At 67.7% G+C, this 14,167-nt stretch carries 15 protein-coding genes and 3 pseudogenes; 10 read left to right on the top strand and 8 right to left on the bottom strand.

Annotated features, from left to right (window positions below):
- Nucleotides 1-85: 85 nt before the first annotated feature.
- Both AB0D04_RS40225 and AB0D04_RS40220 read right to left on the bottom strand, forming a co-directional pair.
- The gene (locus tag AB0D04_RS40225) at nt 86-514 is read right to left on the bottom strand and encodes a RacP protein (protein ID WP_362712366.1); all 429 of its coding nucleotides are present in this window, start codon (nt 512-514) and stop codon (nt 86-88) included.
- Between the two features lie 4 nt (nt 515-518).
- Nucleotides 519-632: pseudogene (locus AB0D04_RS40220) on the bottom strand (DUF6192 family protein); the annotation flags it as partial.
- A 169-nt stretch (nt 633-801) separates the two neighbouring features.
- Between AB0D04_RS40220 and AB0D04_RS40215 the strand changes: the two are divergent.
- Nucleotides 802-2,085, top strand: a complete 1,284-nt coding sequence (locus tag AB0D04_RS40215; RefSeq protein WP_362712365.1) for a PQQ-binding-like beta-propeller repeat protein — start codon at nt 802-804, stop codon at nt 2,083-2,085.
- Between the two features lie 43 nt (nt 2,086-2,128).
- Nucleotides 2,129-3,349 carry a hypothetical protein gene (locus AB0D04_RS40210; RefSeq protein WP_362712364.1) on the top strand — a complete coding sequence of 407 codons (1,221 nt, stop codon included), beginning with the start codon at nt 2,129-2,131 and terminating at the stop codon, nt 3,347-3,349.
- Between the two features lie 31 nt (nt 3,350-3,380).
- Here the strand turns inward: AB0D04_RS40210 and AB0D04_RS40205 are convergent, their stop codons facing one another.
- On the bottom strand, nt 3,381-4,055 hold the full coding sequence (locus tag AB0D04_RS40205; RefSeq protein WP_362712363.1) for a hypothetical protein: 675 nt from the start codon (nt 4,053-4,055) through the stop codon (nt 3,381-3,383).
- 90 nt (nt 4,056-4,145) lie between these two features.
- Between AB0D04_RS40205 and AB0D04_RS40200 the strand changes: the two genes are divergently transcribed.
- The gene (locus AB0D04_RS40200; RefSeq protein ID WP_362712362.1) at nt 4,146-5,084 is read left to right on the top strand and encodes a MerR family transcriptional regulator; all 939 of its coding nucleotides are present in this window, start codon (nt 4,146-4,148) and stop codon (nt 5,082-5,084) included.
- 72 nt (nt 5,085-5,156) lie between these two features.
- Nucleotides 5,157-5,309: a hypothetical protein gene (locus tag AB0D04_RS40195; protein ID WP_362712361.1), complete on the top strand. Its 153-nt coding sequence runs from the start codon at nt 5,157-5,159 to the stop codon at nt 5,307-5,309.
- Nucleotides 5,310-5,587: 278 nt separating this feature from the next.
- On the opposite strand, the gene AB0D04_RS40190 is transcribed toward AB0D04_RS40195, so the two are convergent.
- Together AB0D04_RS40190 and AB0D04_RS40185 are read right to left on the bottom strand one after the other, a co-directional pair.
- Complete coding sequence (locus AB0D04_RS40190) at nt 5,588-6,181, bottom strand: TetR family transcriptional regulator (protein WP_362712360.1); 594 nt, start codon at nt 6,179-6,181, stop codon at nt 5,588-5,590.
- Nucleotides 6,178-6,741: a hypothetical protein gene (locus tag AB0D04_RS40185; RefSeq protein WP_362712359.1), complete on the bottom strand. Its 564-nt coding sequence runs from the start codon at nt 6,739-6,741 to the stop codon at nt 6,178-6,180. The genes AB0D04_RS40190 and AB0D04_RS40185 overlap by 4 nt, the downstream gene beginning before the upstream one ends.
- Before the next feature lie 204 nt (nt 6,742-6,945).
- Here AB0D04_RS40185 and AB0D04_RS40180 point away from each other — a divergent pair.
- The 3 genes and pseudogenes from AB0D04_RS40180 to AB0D04_RS40170 form a co-directional block, all read left to right on the top strand.
- Nucleotides 6,946-7,700: pseudogene (locus AB0D04_RS40180) on the top strand (TnsA-like heteromeric transposase endonuclease subunit).
- A gap of 364 nt (nt 7,701-8,064) precedes the next feature.
- Nucleotides 8,065-8,409, top strand: a complete 345-nt coding sequence (locus AB0D04_RS40175) for a hypothetical protein (RefSeq protein ID WP_362712358.1) — start codon at nt 8,065-8,067, stop codon at nt 8,407-8,409.
- A gap of 34 nt (nt 8,410-8,443) precedes the next feature.
- Nucleotides 8,444-8,593 (top strand): annotated as a pseudogene (locus tag AB0D04_RS40170) (Tn3 family transposase); the annotation flags it as partial.
- 103 nt (nt 8,594-8,696) lie between these two features.
- Here the strand turns inward: AB0D04_RS40170 and AB0D04_RS40165 are convergent.
- Nucleotides 8,697-9,977 (bottom strand): MFS transporter, encoded by a 1,281-nt coding sequence (locus AB0D04_RS40165; RefSeq protein WP_362712357.1) that lies wholly within the window; start codon nt 9,975-9,977, stop codon nt 8,697-8,699.
- A 594-nt stretch (nt 9,978-10,571) separates the two neighbouring features.
- Between AB0D04_RS40165 and AB0D04_RS40160 the strand changes: the two genes are divergently transcribed.
- Both AB0D04_RS40160 and AB0D04_RS40155 read left to right on the top strand, forming a co-directional pair.
- A complete protein-coding gene (locus AB0D04_RS40160; RefSeq protein WP_362712356.1) occupies nt 10,572-11,210 on the top strand; it encodes a recombinase family protein in 639 nt (212 codons plus the stop codon).
- Entirely contained in the window at nt 11,141-11,401 is a 261-nt protein-coding gene (locus AB0D04_RS40155) for a hypothetical protein (RefSeq protein WP_362712355.1), read from the top strand. Before AB0D04_RS40160 ends, AB0D04_RS40155 begins: the two co-directional genes overlap by 70 nt.
- A 182-nt stretch (nt 11,402-11,583) precedes the next feature.
- Here the strand turns inward: AB0D04_RS40155 and AB0D04_RS40150 are convergent, their stop codons facing one another.
- Entirely contained in the window at nt 11,584-12,711 is a 1,128-nt protein-coding gene (locus tag AB0D04_RS40150; protein WP_362712354.1) for a serine hydrolase domain-containing protein, read from the bottom strand.
- 341 nt (nt 12,712-13,052) lie between these two features.
- Nucleotides 13,053-13,715, bottom strand: coding sequence for a DUF4097 family beta strand repeat-containing protein (locus tag AB0D04_RS40145; RefSeq protein ID WP_362712353.1), 663 nt, complete (start codon nt 13,713-13,715; stop codon nt 13,053-13,055).
- A 262-nt stretch (nt 13,716-13,977) separates the two neighbouring features.
- Between AB0D04_RS40145 and AB0D04_RS40140 the strand changes: the two genes are divergently transcribed.
- The coding region (locus tag AB0D04_RS40140) for a helix-turn-helix domain-containing protein (protein WP_362712367.1) at nt 13,978-14,167 on the top strand (190 nt) is incomplete at its 3' end.

Here is a 14,167-nt window from a genome sequence, read left to right as displayed (position 1 = left end):
GAGAACTGCACAGTGGACGCGAGCATCTGTGGCCAAGTTTTTAAGGGCGCACGGTGGATGCCTTGGCACCACGGTCCCCACCGGATCACGCGTCGATGTAGTCGGCGATCACGTCGAGCGTGGACTCGACGGAGTTGAGCTGGGTATTCAGGTGCCGGATCCACCGGCCCTTGGATTGCAGGGCTGCGTGTGGGGCGACGACGCCGGTGATGAACCGGCGGATCTCAGTGAGCTTCTCGCGGATGACCGCGACCTCGTATGCCTGAAGCTCGGCAGGGTCGGAGCAGAACTTGTAACCGTCCGCCCTCGTCCAGATGAGGGGCGGCCAGCCCTGTTCGGCGATGACGTCCCGCAGACAGGCCAGGCCCGCACGGACTTGGGACGAGGAGAGTTCCCTCGACCTGACCAACTGGTTGAAGGCGAGACCCGCCGGTCGTGCCTCGAAGAGCACGAACCGAAGACTGTCGGCGTGCCTCTGCGCCGAAGGCGACCGGCGCTGCGAAGCGCGCGGCATCCCACTACTCGCCCTGCAGAAGGCGGGCCAGTTCGCCGTCGACGTCGACCTTGCCGGTGTCGACGGCCGTCTCGATCCAGTCGAGCGTCGCCCGCACCCTGGCGATGTTCTCGTGGACGAACTGGCGACAGTTGAATACGCGAGTTCACCAGTATCATGCCCCTCGAAGTGTGGCCGGAACTGCTGTTCTCTGCTCGCGTCGGAACGCCACCCACTACCGTGATCATTTGACGGGACACCGACGAGTTGGGGACGGAATGAAGCGCCTTCAGGTCCGGTCCAGGGCCATGTGTGCAGCGGTGGCGGTCTTGGCGGCGATGAGTGTGGTGGCGGGCTGCAGCGGCGGTGACGACGCCGCCGACAAGAAGCCGCCGAAGAGCACCGGGCAGCAGCGCCCCTCGCGCCCGGTGCATGACCCGCCGCAGAAGTTCGCCACCGATGCGGGCACGGTCATGCCGGAGGCTGCGACGACGGGACGGCTGACCGGCGGCGTCCTCGACGCCGACCTGCCGGTAGCCCTGCACCAGCAGACGGCATTCGTCGCGGCCCCGGACGCGGTGTCGATGGTGGACACCGTCACCGGAAAGACCGTCCACCGCATCACGCCTCAGGGCACTCCTCTGCAGGACGAGGCCGAGCGGCTGGCTAACACCAGCCCCGCGACCGCGCCTCTGATCATGCCGGACGGCGAAAGTCCGGCGGTGATCACGCCGTTCTTGGTCAAGGCCGCCGGGAGCGGGACGCAGGCCGATCACACGGTGGTGGAGGTGGTGGGCAGCAGCGCTGAGTCCGCGCGCCGTCTGTGGAGCCTGCCGATCCACCTGCCCGGGTGGGTGAAGGACACCACGAGCCAACTGACCGCGGCCGTGGTGGGGGCGCACGGCGACACGGTCGTGGTGCGGGTCTCCGACAACGATCAAGCGGTGTCGTACGGGATCAACTCCGCCACACACCGTCTGCTGTGGACGAAGCCGGGCTACCGCGCGATGACGGTATCCGGACGCACCATGGTGGGCGTGGCCCTTGAGGACGACGGGACGCATCAACGCGCCGTCGGCTATGACGTTCCCTCAGGACGCCGCCTGTGGAGGGGCGTTGACAGCTCCGGAGTGGAGGTACAGGGCGCCGGGCCCCATCTGGTCACCGCGCAGGGCAGCGAGTACGACAGCGGCGACTCCTACGCGCAGTTCCTGGACATCCGCGACGGCTCGGTGAAGGGGAAGCTGCCCCGGTGGAGCAGCCAGGTGTGCCGGTATGACGCCAAGGACACCGTGGTCTGCGGCGGCCTGGGCAACCCCAACTGGGAGGCGAGGGCCCTGGATGCGCGCACGGGCAAGACGCTGTGGCAGCTGCCCGACCGGCAGGCCGACCGGATTGCACCACAGGTCACCGCGGTGTGGCACGGCCGCCTCTACGGGAAGACCGGCCACGGCGCCGTCGTCCTCGACGCCCGCACCGGCAAGGATGTCCCGGCGCAGGCCGGGGCCGCTCCCGTGCTGGTGAACGAGTCCGTGGGGCTGGCGCTGGACAGCAAGGGCGATCAGCTGATGGCCTACCCGACCTCCGGTTGAGCTCCAGCCCTGGCGGTCAGCCGCTCACCTGGAAGAACTCCTGATGGCAAGCGGGGTCCTGCCCGCCGTCGACAAGTACATCTGCTCTTTCCAGCGCTGGCTGCCCGGTCATCTGGCCGATATCGCCGATCCCGAACACGCGAAGACGATCAGGCTCTTCGCGACCTGGCGCGTCCTTCCCCGACTGCGAGTACGAGCCGACCGGAGCCACATCACACCCAGCATCCGCCGCTTCGCCGCCGAGCAGATCAAGTACGCGACCACCTTCCTCCAGTGGCTCGGCGAGCGAAACACCTCCCTCGCCTCATGCGGCCAGATCGACGTCGACGCCTGGTGGGCCGAGAACAGTGAGCACAGCCGCAACGGTTTGAGGGCCTTCCTCAACTGGGCCATGCAGAGCCGCTATTGCCGACGCTCGCTCTCCATACCCGCGATGAAGGCCACCCGACGAGCCGCGCTAAGCGAAGACGAACGCCTGGACGCCCTCGGCCGACTGCTGACCGACCAGGACACACCGAAGAACCTCCGTGTCGCCGGCGTCATCGTGCTCCTCTACGCGCAACCCCTCACCCGGATCGTCCGGCTCACCGTCAACGACGTCGTGCACGACGGAGAATCAGTACTTCTCCGGCTCGGAGAGCCAGCCTCACCCATCCCCGAGCCAGCCGCTTCCCTGCTGCTGGACTACATCGCCGACCGCGACAACATGAACACCGCCACCAACCAGGCATCCCCTGGCTGTTCCCCGGTCGCCGGGCGGGCCAGCCCTTCCGCCCCGACCACCTGTCCGCACTCCTCAACGAGATCGGTGTCCCAGCGGCTGCCGCCCGCGGCGCCGCCATCCGACAGCAACTCCTGGAGATGCCCGCCCCCGTCGTCGCAGACGCTCTCGGCTACCACGACAAGACCACCACCCGCCTCCTCAACGAGACCGGCGGAACCTGGAGCCGATACGCCGCTGGAGATCACACACGGTCACCAGCGGGTTGGGTTCCGCGAGGAACTGGCGACAGTTGAATACGAGGGCCCACCAGTACCATGCCCCTACACCGTGCTCCGCCGTCGTACGAACGGCGAGACCGTCGAGCAGATCCAGCCCGACCTGCTGATTCCCACCGACCGCCGCAAGGGCCAGAACCCCAGCCTCTCCAGCATCTGCCGGGCACTCGCCGAACACGAGAAGACCCAGGCGTATCCGGAGGCCATCGAGCAGGCCCACGCCGACTTCACCGTCCTCCAGCAGCGCGACCACAGCCCAAAGTAATTACTCAGCGCTACACGCTACCTGGCCGAAGCTATACGAGAACAGGGCCGGAACCGGCGTTTTGGCGGGCGGCGAGGTAGGAGGCCCAGCTGTCGTTGGCGTGGTTGGCCCATCTGTCGACGGTGGCGGGGTGGAGGCCGAGCAGGTCGGCGACGACGATCGGGGGAAGGCTGGTCACCGCTTCGATCATGGCCGTGTTGCGTGCGGCACGGACGGGCAGGCCCTTTTCTCGGAGTTGTTTCGTGAGAGTGTCGCCGTCGCAGGGGCTTCCGGGGACCGTTCCGGGCAGCAGGTAGCGGTCGGAGGCGCAGAGCTCGCGGTTGAGGCTGTTGGTGGTGCTGCGGTGGGTGATCTGGTCTTCGATGAGTCGCGCGAGCTTGGGCGGTAGCAGGACGGGGTGGCGCTCGAAGGTGAGGTAGGCCAGGCCCTGTCCATCGCGGTGGAATCGGTTGGTGGTCAGTTCGGCAATGCGGCTGACCGGCAGTGCGTAGAGGCAGATCAGGGCTCCGGCGATGCGCAGCTCTCGTTGCAGGGCTTCGTCGTTGAGGCAGCGGCGAAGCTGCTGCTGATACTCGACCTCTCCTAGATGAATGAGTCCAAGGGCTCGTAGCCATAGGCCACCAGCGAGCGGTGACACATGTCGCTGCCATAGCTCGCCCAGCGCGCGCCAGTCGGCCTGGCGGTCAGCGGAAAGCATGTGACGCATGCCTCAGCGCCTCGGAGGACGTCTCGATCGGGGGCCCAGCTGGGGAATATCCTTGAGCCTCCAGTGACTGGAGACAGCAGAGTGGGGGACATGGACGTTACAACCCTCTACTCGATCGGGGAGCTTTCCCGGCGGACCGGCTTGTCCGTGAGGACCATCCGGTTCTACTCCGATTCGGGGGTGGTAGCGCCGACCACCCGAAGTCCCGCTGGTTATCGGCTCTACGACCTCGACGCACTGCTTCGTTTGGAACTCCTACGCACACTGCGCGAGCTGGGCGTGGACCTGGCCACGATTAAGCGGGTGCTGGACCGCGAGCTCTCGGTGGCGGAAGCCGCCGCGGCGCACGCCGACGCCCTGGACGTCCAGATCCGGATGCTGCAACTGCGCCGGAGCGTTCTGCGAGTCGTGGCCGGCCGCGGGTCCAGCCCTGAGGAGACCAAGCTCATGCACTGGTTCACGCAGTTGACCGGCGAGGAACGCCGACGTCTGATCGACGATTTCATGGAGGGCACCTTCGGCACAGTGAATGCCGGCCCGGCCGCGGTGGCCATGGTTCGCGTTGCCACTCCCGACCTCCCCGAGGATCCGTCCAGCGAGCAGGTCGCCGCGTGGGTGGAGCTCGCCGAGCTGGTCGGCGACGAGGACTTCCGGGCCGTGATGCGCCGGACAGCCATGTGCCAGGCCGCCGGGCGCACACTCGACATCGAGAGCGAGGCCGGCGAGGAACTGATGGAGTTCACCCGTCAAAAGGTCGCCGAGGCCAGGGAGTCGGGCATCGACCCGCTCAACGACAGGGTCGCACCCGTCATTGACGACCTCGTGCACCGCTTCGCCGAGGCGTTCGCGCGCACCCCTGACGCGGAATTCCGGGCCTGGATGGCCCAGCAGTTCGAAGAGGCGCACGATCCCCGGGTGGACCGGTACTGGCGGCTGGTGTGGATCATCAACGGCTGGCAGGTCGTACCGAACCTGATCCCGGTGTACCCCTGGCTGATCCAGGCCCTGCGAAATGACCGTGACGCATAGTCACCGCAGTGGAGACCGCCCCGGAGCCCTGAATGAGTCAAGGGGGTGGCCTGCGGACACCACACGATCAGGATGCTGGAGAAGGACAACTCACTGTGGAGCGACGACGTGTGGGTGGTCGACTCCATCCCGGTCGGCTGCGGCTGCATGCCCGTCCTGTTCGCGCGCTCACTAGCCGTCCGCGGCATGGGTGGTGTGATCGGACAGGTGGGCCAATTCCAGTAACTCACCGTCATCGACCACAGAACCTGATCCAGAACCCGAGAACGGGAGTCACCTCGGTGGAGGTTCGGGGTGGTGACGAGTTGGGTCGTCCAGGGTGACGAAATGCGGTCGGCGGCGCAGCTGGTGGTGGTTGGCTCTCGGCTCCCTGGGACTGATCAGCATCGGTGCTCGGCTGGTGTTTCCCGGCACGACGAAGGACACATCGGGCCGATTTCCAGATCGGTCGGTGGACCGGCTGCCGGTGCTGCTGCCGTCCAGCTGTCCCCTTCAGCGCCCCGCTACCGGGCCAGGGTGAGCAGGACCCTCTCCAGCATCTGTCGCAGGGCCGCCCGGTCGGTGGTGTCCGGGCCGGGTCGTGTCACCCCGTCGTACGTGAGTCCCTCGGCGAAGGCGACCACGATCCGCCCGCCCTCTTTCGGATTCGGGCTGCCGAGCGCCGTTGCCAGCGTCTGGGCCTGGCCGATGAAGCTCTCCCGGGCGCGGAGCAGTTCGGTGCCCAGCTTCCCTTCCGGCTGGCGCGCTGTCAGGAGGATGATCTCCAGGCGGGCGCGGGTGCGGTCGCGTTGGGGTCCGAGCCAGTGGGCCAGTACGCCCGCGAAGCGGTCGGCCACTTGGCGTACCGGCGGTGCCTGGGCCAGCTCTTCGGAGACGGCCGCCGCTTCGATGTCCGCCACTTCCTGTTCGGCGATGAACGCGACCACGCCGGCGAGCAGTGCCTGCCGGGTACGGAAGTAGTAGCTGGTCGACCCGGCCGGCACCTTCGCCCGCCCGTCGACCGCCCGGTGGGTGAGTCCTCGCAGGCCCTCATCGGCGATAGCCGCCACCGCCGCGGTGAGCAGCGCCTGTACGCGGGGGGTTCTGGTGCTGCTCATGCGACGGCCCGCTTCCTGAGCCTGCTGAGCATCATCCGGCGGGCGAGGCCGCTGAACGGCTCGATGAGCCGCCAGTAGCGCCCCATGGCACGACGAGCCGCCTCGTCGAGGCACAGGACCCGGGTCTCGGTGACGACCCGCGTACCGCTGGTGGCGGCGTCCGCGGTGAATCTCATGCTGAAGGTCGCCTTCGCGTAGCCGGGTTCGTCGAATGCCAGGAACTCACGCGGGCCTGTGACGTCCGGCCGTCCGTCGGCTGCTCCCATGGTCCACCACTGCCCCACGATCCCCCGGACCATCTCTCGCGGTGGGTCCTCGGCCAGCAGCAGAAAGCTGTCTCGCAGGTCCTCCTCCGGTATCTCGCCGCCCCCTCTCTTCAAGCGGCCGAGGTGCCGGCGCACGGTGAACAGCGCCCGGACGATCGGCCCCCACCCCTCGCCGCCGGCCTGCTCCATCTCGTGCCACGCTGCCCACACGGCCTCCACCGGAGCCGGGATGACCGTCTGGTGCCGGGAGTCGAAGTCCGGGCGGGGAACGAAGGTGCCTGCAAGCCCGCTCATACCCCGGGACTCTACATTTGTAGAGTGTGTGGGTCCAGGCATTCGGCAGGGTCAGCGCGGATGCGCCTGGATCAGGGAATGGGGTGGTGACGAAATGGGCCGTCCAGCGTGACGCCAATCGAGGCGTTTACTCAGCGAACCCAGTCGTTCGGCCTTCTGTCTCAGTGAACCTAGTCGTGCGGGTGATCGCACTGGGGGTGCTGGGTGGCTGTAGCGGCTGGGATGGACCTTGCGGGACCGTACGTCCAGGTGTCGTACACGGACGCTGTACGCGAGCGTCGGCGGCGCCCGCTGCTGGACTGTGTGACGGCCCGGTTCGAGGATGTGGCGCCGGTGCGGCCGTTTCGCTGGTCGCACGGTGAGCGTCACTTCGCGGGCTGGTACTGGGCGGCTACGCCCCGGAAGCACGTCGGCTTCGAGTCGTGGCTGGAGCGGGATCGGCTTCTGTTGATGGACTTCGATCCCAAAGTGGTGGGGATCTCCTCACAACCGTTCTGGCTGCACTGGCACGACGGCGAGCGGGAGCGTCGGCACGCACCTGACTACTTCGGCCGCCGCGTGGACGGCTCGGCCGTGGTCGTCGATGTCCGTGCCGACGAGCGAATCGAGCCGAAGGACGCGGAAGCGTTCGAGGTGACGCGCGCCTGGCCTGTGCTCCCGCCGGGTGGGGCTTCGAACGGGTGGGGATGCCGGAGGCGGTGCTGCTGGCGAATGTCCGGTGGCTGTCGCGCTACCGGCACCCGCGATGCCTGCACGGCACGGCCGCAGGCCGACTGCGGGAGGTCCTCGCGACCCCGGGCTCGCTGATGGCCGGGGCTGACGCGGCTGGTGACCGGCTTGCGACGCTGCCCGCACTGTTCCATCTCCTCTGGCTTCAGGAGCTGGTCGCCGAGGGAATGGCGGTCGAGTTGCTGGGGCCGCACACGATCGTGTACTTGGCCGGTGGAGGTGCTCGGTGACCGGGGAAAGGCTGAGGGTTCCGCCGACGGCCCGGATCGCGGAATTCCCTGAGACAGCCGCTGAACAGGCCCGCTGGTGGGAGAGGCACATTCTGGAAGTCCTGCACGGCTTGCCACCGGATGGTCCCAACGGGGCGGTGCCACGGCCGGAGTTCGACCCGAAACAGAACTCACTGGCTCAGCGCGAGCGGGCCAAGGCAGCCGAGCTGACGGCGGCCGGGCACACGGTGACGGCCAGCGGCGTCAAGCAGCGGCGCCAGCGCTACCAGCGCGACGGATTGGTTGGACTGGCCGACGGCCGGTCGGCCAAGCAGATGCGGGGCACGATGACCAGGTCGAGCGGGTCAGCGCCTTTGAGGGCGGTTTGCACGCGACCGCGGAGCTGCCGCAGGCGATGAGAGTCATCGCTGCGGGAGCGGACCACTACGAGTACGCACGCTTCAAGCTGTTGGTCCCGACGATTCCGGAGGTGGAGTTCACAGACGGATCTCACCAGAAGCGGGCGCTCGTCGCCGACTTCCATCGAGGCCGCACACCGGAGGACTACGAGTTCTGCCGTGGGTTCCTCATCTCGATCGCGATCATGCCGGCGAAGGCAGACGAGATGATGGCCCTGGTCCTCGAACGAAAGAAGATGGGGGCCTCTCCCCGCGGGAAGTCGGCCCGAGTGATGCCGATCCTCCTGCCAGCCGCAGACCCCCTCCAGTAGCAGAACCTACTCCGTCTGGACGAAGTGCAGAGAACACGTCAACACTCTGCTGATGCAGGAGGTGCTGGCCGGTCCAAAGTGGGCGGACAGGCTCACCGAAGCGGACCGCAGGGGCCTGTCGCCGCTGTTCTGGACCCATGTGAATCCGTACGGCCGGTTTGAGCTGGACATGAACAACCGCCTGGACCCGGACCTTCGGGCTTCGGTGCCCGGCCCGCGCACCTGCGCGGTGAGGCAGTCGAGGTCACGCTGTGACACTCCGGCTCCGTTGAGTATCCGACGGAGGGCTATTCGACGGCTGCTGCCCTGTCCTTCCTGCGCGCCATGGCGCCTTCGGGAAGACGTGGCCGGTTCATGGTCATCGCGGCGCACAACAAGGCGGGAAACGCGACGACACCGAAACACACTTCCAGAGGAAGGTGGCCCACCAAGAGACCGGCGGTGGCTGTTCCTCCGGCCGAACCAGCGTTGAACGCGGTGTTGACCCACGCGCCCGCGCGGGTGCGGGCGTCCGGCCTGGCGCATTCGTCCGCGACCAGGTACGCCGTGGTCAGGGCGGGGGCAACAAACACCCCCGCGAGCCCTGCCAGCATCATGAGCACATACACATTGGGGGAAAGCCCGGCCGTAGCCAGAGTGAGCGCCATACCCATCACGATCAGCAGCAGGCGCTGCCGTCCGGAGAGCCGCCATCGCACAGCCCCATAGGCGAGGCCACCGAGCGCACTACCCGCAGACAGTGACGCCAGCACCCAGAACACGGCTCCGGACCGGTGCCACCGCTCCGTGAAGGCCACGATGAGGAGATCCACTGCCCCCAATCCAATCCCGATACCGGCGCAGACCATGACCACGCCCCACAGGCCGGTGTCCCGCCCGCGTCGTGCCCGGGACGACGAGACGGCTGCAGGGACCGATCCGGAACTGTCGTCAGCCGCATTGTCGGGACTGTGGTCCGGCAGGGAAGCCGCCAGGCCAGGCAGGACCGGAGAGGACACGAACGCGAGTGTGCCCGTCAGCACGAGAGCCGCGCTCAGCGCCACGCCCGCCGCCGGAACCGTGAACTTGACCAGCAGGCCGACCAGCAAAGGGCCGGTGACTAACAACAACTCCTCGGCGACCGCGTCAAGGCTGTAGGCGCTATGCAGCGCCTGCCGCTCAGGAAGCAGAACTCTCCACACAGATCGCATCGCCGGGCCCAGGGGCGGCGTGCAGGCTCCGGCGCTCACGGCCAGGAGCCCCACCAGGAGTCCTGGCGCGCCAGGCCGCCAGGTTGCGCACGCCAGGCCGGCCAGCAGCAGTGCGTACGCACACGCCATCGGCACCAGGGCCCGGCGCGGACCATACCTGTCGACCAGACCAGCACGGAACGGCGAGAGAAAGACGCTGGTCAGCGCGAACAGCGCCATGACACCCCCCGCCGCCCGGTAGGACCCGGTGGCATTCTTGACCGCCAGCATCAAGGAGAGGGAGATCATTCCGTACGACAGCCGGCCCAGCAGCACCGCGCCGAAGGTGCGGCAGGCGTGAGGAGCCCGCAAGACAGCGGCATAAGAAGAGAACAGCATGAAGAGTTCCTCAAAAGGCTGCACCGCTCAGCAAGGCGGCGCTGCGAACGTGCGGGGACGCCGAAGTGCCGCCCCAGCGGGGCGGCATGGACGGAGTCCTACGCACGGAAGAGGAACATGCTCATGACCGTAGCAGGGGCCAACGGAGGCCGAGCAGAGTATTCATACTCCATTTCCGGTGTACGCCTGCGAACTGCCAATCCGATCTCCCTGGACTGCACCCCAAACCCGGACCGATCACAACCACCCAGTACCGTGACCACCGATGGCGGCACGTCTCACAAACGATCCTTTCCCGGAGCAAGATCAAGAACAGTCGACGGGAGCGGCTCAGACCGCCGGCTCACTGTCACAAGTAGTTCTCACTCAAAAGTGGAACCGGGCACGTTCTGGGAAATGTTTGTGACGGCATCCGGGGTCATGACGGACCCTCAAACCGCACTCACGCCCGACGCCGACGACGTCGAGCGCCACCCCTGCCCGCGCTGTGACGCTCAGTCAGGCCTACCCTGCCGCTCGCGTTCTGGGGCGGTCGCCGGCACGTACCACACCGGCCGCTTCGCGAAGGTGCCCCGGCTCGCGAAACTTCTGCGCGTGCCGACGCCGGCCGACCGCGGCCCGGGACAGCCGTGGCGGCCCGGCACCCCCGTCCCGGCGCCGATCGACCCGGACACCCGGACCGCGGACATCCGCATGGGGTACGCCAGGTGCTCCAGCCTCACCCAGGAACTCCAGTCTCAGATGGACGCGCTCGCCGCGAAGAACATCCCCCGGGACAAGATCTTCGCCGAGAAGATCAGCACCCGGGTGCGGGTCCGCCCGCAGTTCGAGGCCGCGCTCGCCGCGGCCCGCGAGATCAAGGCCCACGCCCCGCACTGCCGGGTGATCTTCACGGTGAACGAGATGAAACGGCTCGGACGGGATGCCGCGGAGCTGACCGCGCTAGCTGACCATCTCACCGCGCACGGCCTGGTGCTGGAGATGCTCACCGGGCCCCTGGCCGGGATCTACGACCCCACCGGGCCGGGACGACTGCTGTTCGGCTTCTTCGCCGCAATGGCCGAGACTGAGCGCGAGAACATTCGCGAGGCCACCCTCGAAGGACTCGATGCCGCCTCCCGCAAGGGCAACCACGGCGGCCGGCCCCGGTCATCACCGACGACATGTTGCACACCGTGCTCCGCCGCCGTACGAACGGCGAGACCGTCGAGCAGATCCAGCCCGACCTGCTGATCCCCACCGGCCGCCGCAAGGGCCAGAGCCCCAGCCTCTCCAGCATCTGCCGGGCACTCGCCGAACACGAGAAGACTCAGGCATACCCCGAGGCCATCGAGCAGGCCCACGCCGGCTTCGCCGCCTTGACGGCCGCGGACGACATCCCCCGGCCCCGCCCGGCCCGCACCGTCATCTCCGGCGTCGAGTGACCGGATCCGGAAACCGTGCCCCATGTGAACAGAAACTACTGAGCGCTCCATGACGGGTGGCGGCAGCTATACGAGAACACGGCCGGGTCCTGTGCCTGCTCGGCCCGGCGTCCGCGCATGTGGACCGGCCACGCCCAGCTCAGCGAGCTTGGCGTGGCCCGGTTCGCGCTGCTCGGCCCCGTCTACTGAGCCGACTCGACCGCCTCGTGAGCCGGCTCGGCCTGCCCGCTGCAGAACACCTCCTCGGCGAGCCTTTGATGCGCCTTCTGGAACGCCTCGGCCGTGGCGGCGAAGTCGAGTTCGGCGTCCCCGGTGGTCAGCGAGGCGGTCAGGGTCTTACTGCCGTCGGGCGTGCTGTACATCAGCGCCGCCCAACCAAAAAAGCCGCCGTTGTGGTTGAAGAGGGTGCCGCCGTCCGTCTCCTCCACGAACAACCCCAGGCCGTAGCCGAGTTTGGGGTGCGGCGTGCGCATCTCGGCCAGCAGCGAGTCCGGCAGGAGCTTGCCGCTCATCAGCGCGGAGAAGAACGTGTGGAGATCCTCGGTGGTCGAGATCATGTCACCGGCGGCGGAGATCCAGGAGACGTTGAAGCGGGTGACGTCGGCCACCTTCCACTGGCCGGCGTGCTCGTACCGGTAGTAGCCGTGGGCGTGCGGCTCGGGGATCTCCGGCGAGGCGCCCGGCACCACGGTGCCCGACAGTCCCAGCGGCTGCAGGATCAGCCGCTGCATCTCCTCGGCCAACGAGCGGCCGGTGACCTCCTCGATCAGCAACTTGGCCAGCACGTAGTTGGTGTTGGAGTAGCTCCAGTCCGTCCCCGGCTCAAACCGCGCCGGCTTGGACAACGCCAGCCGTACCAGCTCCTTGGGCTGGTAGGTGTGGAACTGGTTGTCCACGTACTCCTGGCCCTGCCAGGGGATCCCGGGCGCGACCGTCCCGTCGTCGTAGTACTCGCCGGTGTAGTTGAACAGCCCGCTGGTGTGCTGCAGCAGCATCCGCACCGTGATCCGCCGGTCCAGCCCGAACTGGGACAGGTAGTCATCCGCCGGGCTGTCCAGCCCGATCTTGCCCTCGGCCACCAGTTGCAGCACCACGGTCGCGGTGAAGGTCTTGGTGGTGCTGCCGATCCGGAAGTGCCCGTTGGTCGGCGGCTTGGCGCTCACGCCCAGCTTGCGCACCCCCGCGCTGCCGACCCACTCGCCCCGCTCATCGTTCACGCGCAGTTGCACCCCGGCGAAACCGGAATCGACGATCTCCTCGATGGCCTTCTGCAGCTCCGGGCGATCCTGCCCGGTGAGGGTGAGGGACATGGCTGTGCTCCTTATGGGTTGCGTGGGTGGTTGTTGCGGTGAGGGTGTGAGTGCCCAGGGCGGCGATGAGGTGGTGCCGGCCGCCGAGGGCGTGGGCGTGAGCGGGCGAGCGCGTCCAGGGCGGTGGCCGTGCTGCGTTCGCTGTGCAGGATGCCCTCCCCGGCGCGGCATCCATGGCGTTCGCGAGTTCGGCCCGGTGGGCCCGTGGTGATCAGAGTCCGGTTGCGCCTGCCCGTGATCTTGGGGCGCCTCAGACGGTCTTGTCGCCGTAGGACATGCGCAGCTTCGTTCGCCCCGCTGGCCGGGTTGGTGTTGAGGGGTGCTCCTTCGGAAGGAGCGGGTCAGAGGCTGCGGGCGGTGATGTCGCCGTGGGAGGTGGTGGCGCGGATGTCGAGCTCGGCGGTGCCATCGTTCTTGAGGGCGTTGCTGACGCGGCCGTAGGAAGTGCCGGCGTCCAGGGAGGCCGACACGCCGGCGGCGGCACCGACCGTGATGTCGCCGGACTGGGTGCTGAGCACGACCGTGCCGCCCATGGCCTCGGCGATCCGGATGTCGCCCCTTGCGGTGCTGATCTCCGCGGCCCCGCCCAGCCGGCCGACCTCGACGTCGCCGTCGACCGCAGTGAGACGGACGCTCGCGGCCTCGTCCAGCTTGATCTGGCCGTACGCGCCGTCGAAAGCGACGTCGCCGAGGCGGCCGACGGTCCGGAGTTCGGCGCTGGCCGCCTTGGCCTCGATGCGGGAACCGGCGGGCAGCTTGACCGTCACCTCGATGGATCCGGAGGGGCCGAAGTACTGGTCCTTCGCCGCATTCTCGATCCGCAGGACTCCGTCGGCGTATTCGACCGTGGTCTGCTCCGCTGCCTTCACGTCGCGGCCCTTCGAGGCGTTCGCAGGCAGGACCTCGACCGCGGTGTCGGCCCGGTCCGCGGCGATGAACTGGACGCGTCCCGCGGGGACGCCCAGGACGGCGAAGATCGGGGCGGGGGTGTCGAACTTCTGCATCGTGCTCTCCCATACGCTTGCGGCTCGTTGTTTCCGAACGATGGAAACGCTACGTTGCTTTCCAGATATACACAATGAGATCTTTGCTTAGAGGCAGTATCTATGCAGGTAGAGGTTCATTAATCATTGCAACGCCCTCTCGCTTAACGCAACGATTGAACAGTCGGCCGTTGCAATATGTTGAAGGTGAACGCTATGGTGAAGGCGTCAGGGAACACCGAGCAGCACCATGGAGCACCCGTGGGGCATGAAGGGGGTCGTGATGCCGGGAGGCAGGCTCACCCAGGCCGAGCGCCAGCAGATCGCAGTGGGGCTGGCCGACGGCCTGGCCTACGCCGAGATCGCCCGCCGTCTGCACCGTCCGACCTCCACGATCACGCGTGAGGTGACACGGAACGGCGGCCCCACCGGCTACCGCGCCGACCTGGCCCACCGCGCCACCCAGCAGCGCA

Source organism: Streptomyces sp. NPDC048483 (assembly GCF_040651455.1).
In the GTDB taxonomy this organism is placed as follows: Bacteria; Actinomycetota; Actinomycetes; order Streptomycetales; family Streptomycetaceae; genus Streptomyces.
Note: the sequence above shows the minus strand (reverse complement) of the source record. Positions and strands in the feature narration are given on the sequence as shown.

What these genes read in the sequence shown, in the direction of transcription:
- AB0D04_RS40210 (WP_362712364.1), top strand. Translation starts at nt 2,129, where the DNA reads ATGGCAAGCGGGGTCCTGCCCGCCGTCGACAAGTACATCTGCTCTTTC.
- AB0D04_RS40225 (WP_362712366.1), bottom strand. Translation starts at nt 514, where the DNA reads ATGCCGCGCGCTTCGCAGCGCCGGTCGCCTTCGGCGCAGAGGCACGCC.
- AB0D04_RS40150 (WP_362712354.1), bottom strand. Translation starts at nt 12,711, where the DNA reads ATGTCCCTCACCCTCACCGGGCAGGATCGCCCGGAGCTGCAGAAGGCC.
- AB0D04_RS40165 (WP_362712357.1), bottom strand. Translation starts at nt 9,977, where the DNA reads ATGCTGTTCTCTTCTTATGCCGCTGTCTTGCGGGCTCCTCACGCCTGC.
- AB0D04_RS40155 (WP_362712355.1), top strand. Translation starts at nt 11,141, where the DNA reads ATGTTGCACACCGTGCTCCGCCGCCGTACGAACGGCGAGACCGTCGAG.
- AB0D04_RS40190 (WP_362712360.1), bottom strand. Translation starts at nt 6,181, where the DNA reads ATGAGCAGCACCAGAACCCCCCGCGTACAGGCGCTGCTCACCGCGGCG.
- AB0D04_RS40215 (WP_362712365.1), top strand. Translation starts at nt 802, where the DNA reads ATGTGTGCAGCGGTGGCGGTCTTGGCGGCGATGAGTGTGGTGGCGGGC.
- AB0D04_RS40195 (WP_362712361.1), top strand. Translation starts at nt 5,157, where the DNA reads ATGCTGGAGAAGGACAACTCACTGTGGAGCGACGACGTGTGGGTGGTC.
- AB0D04_RS40205 (WP_362712363.1), bottom strand. Translation starts at nt 4,055, where the DNA reads ATGCGTCACATGCTTTCCGCTGACCGCCAGGCCGACTGGCGCGCGCTG.
- AB0D04_RS40200 (WP_362712362.1), top strand. Translation starts at nt 4,146, where the DNA reads ATGGACGTTACAACCCTCTACTCGATCGGGGAGCTTTCCCGGCGGACC.
- AB0D04_RS40145 (WP_362712353.1), bottom strand. Translation starts at nt 13,715, where the DNA reads ATGCAGAAGTTCGACACCCCCGCCCCGATCTTCGCCGTCCTGGGCGTC.
- AB0D04_RS40185 (WP_362712359.1), bottom strand. Translation starts at nt 6,741, where the DNA reads ATGAGCGGGCTTGCAGGCACCTTCGTTCCCCGCCCGGACTTCGACTCC.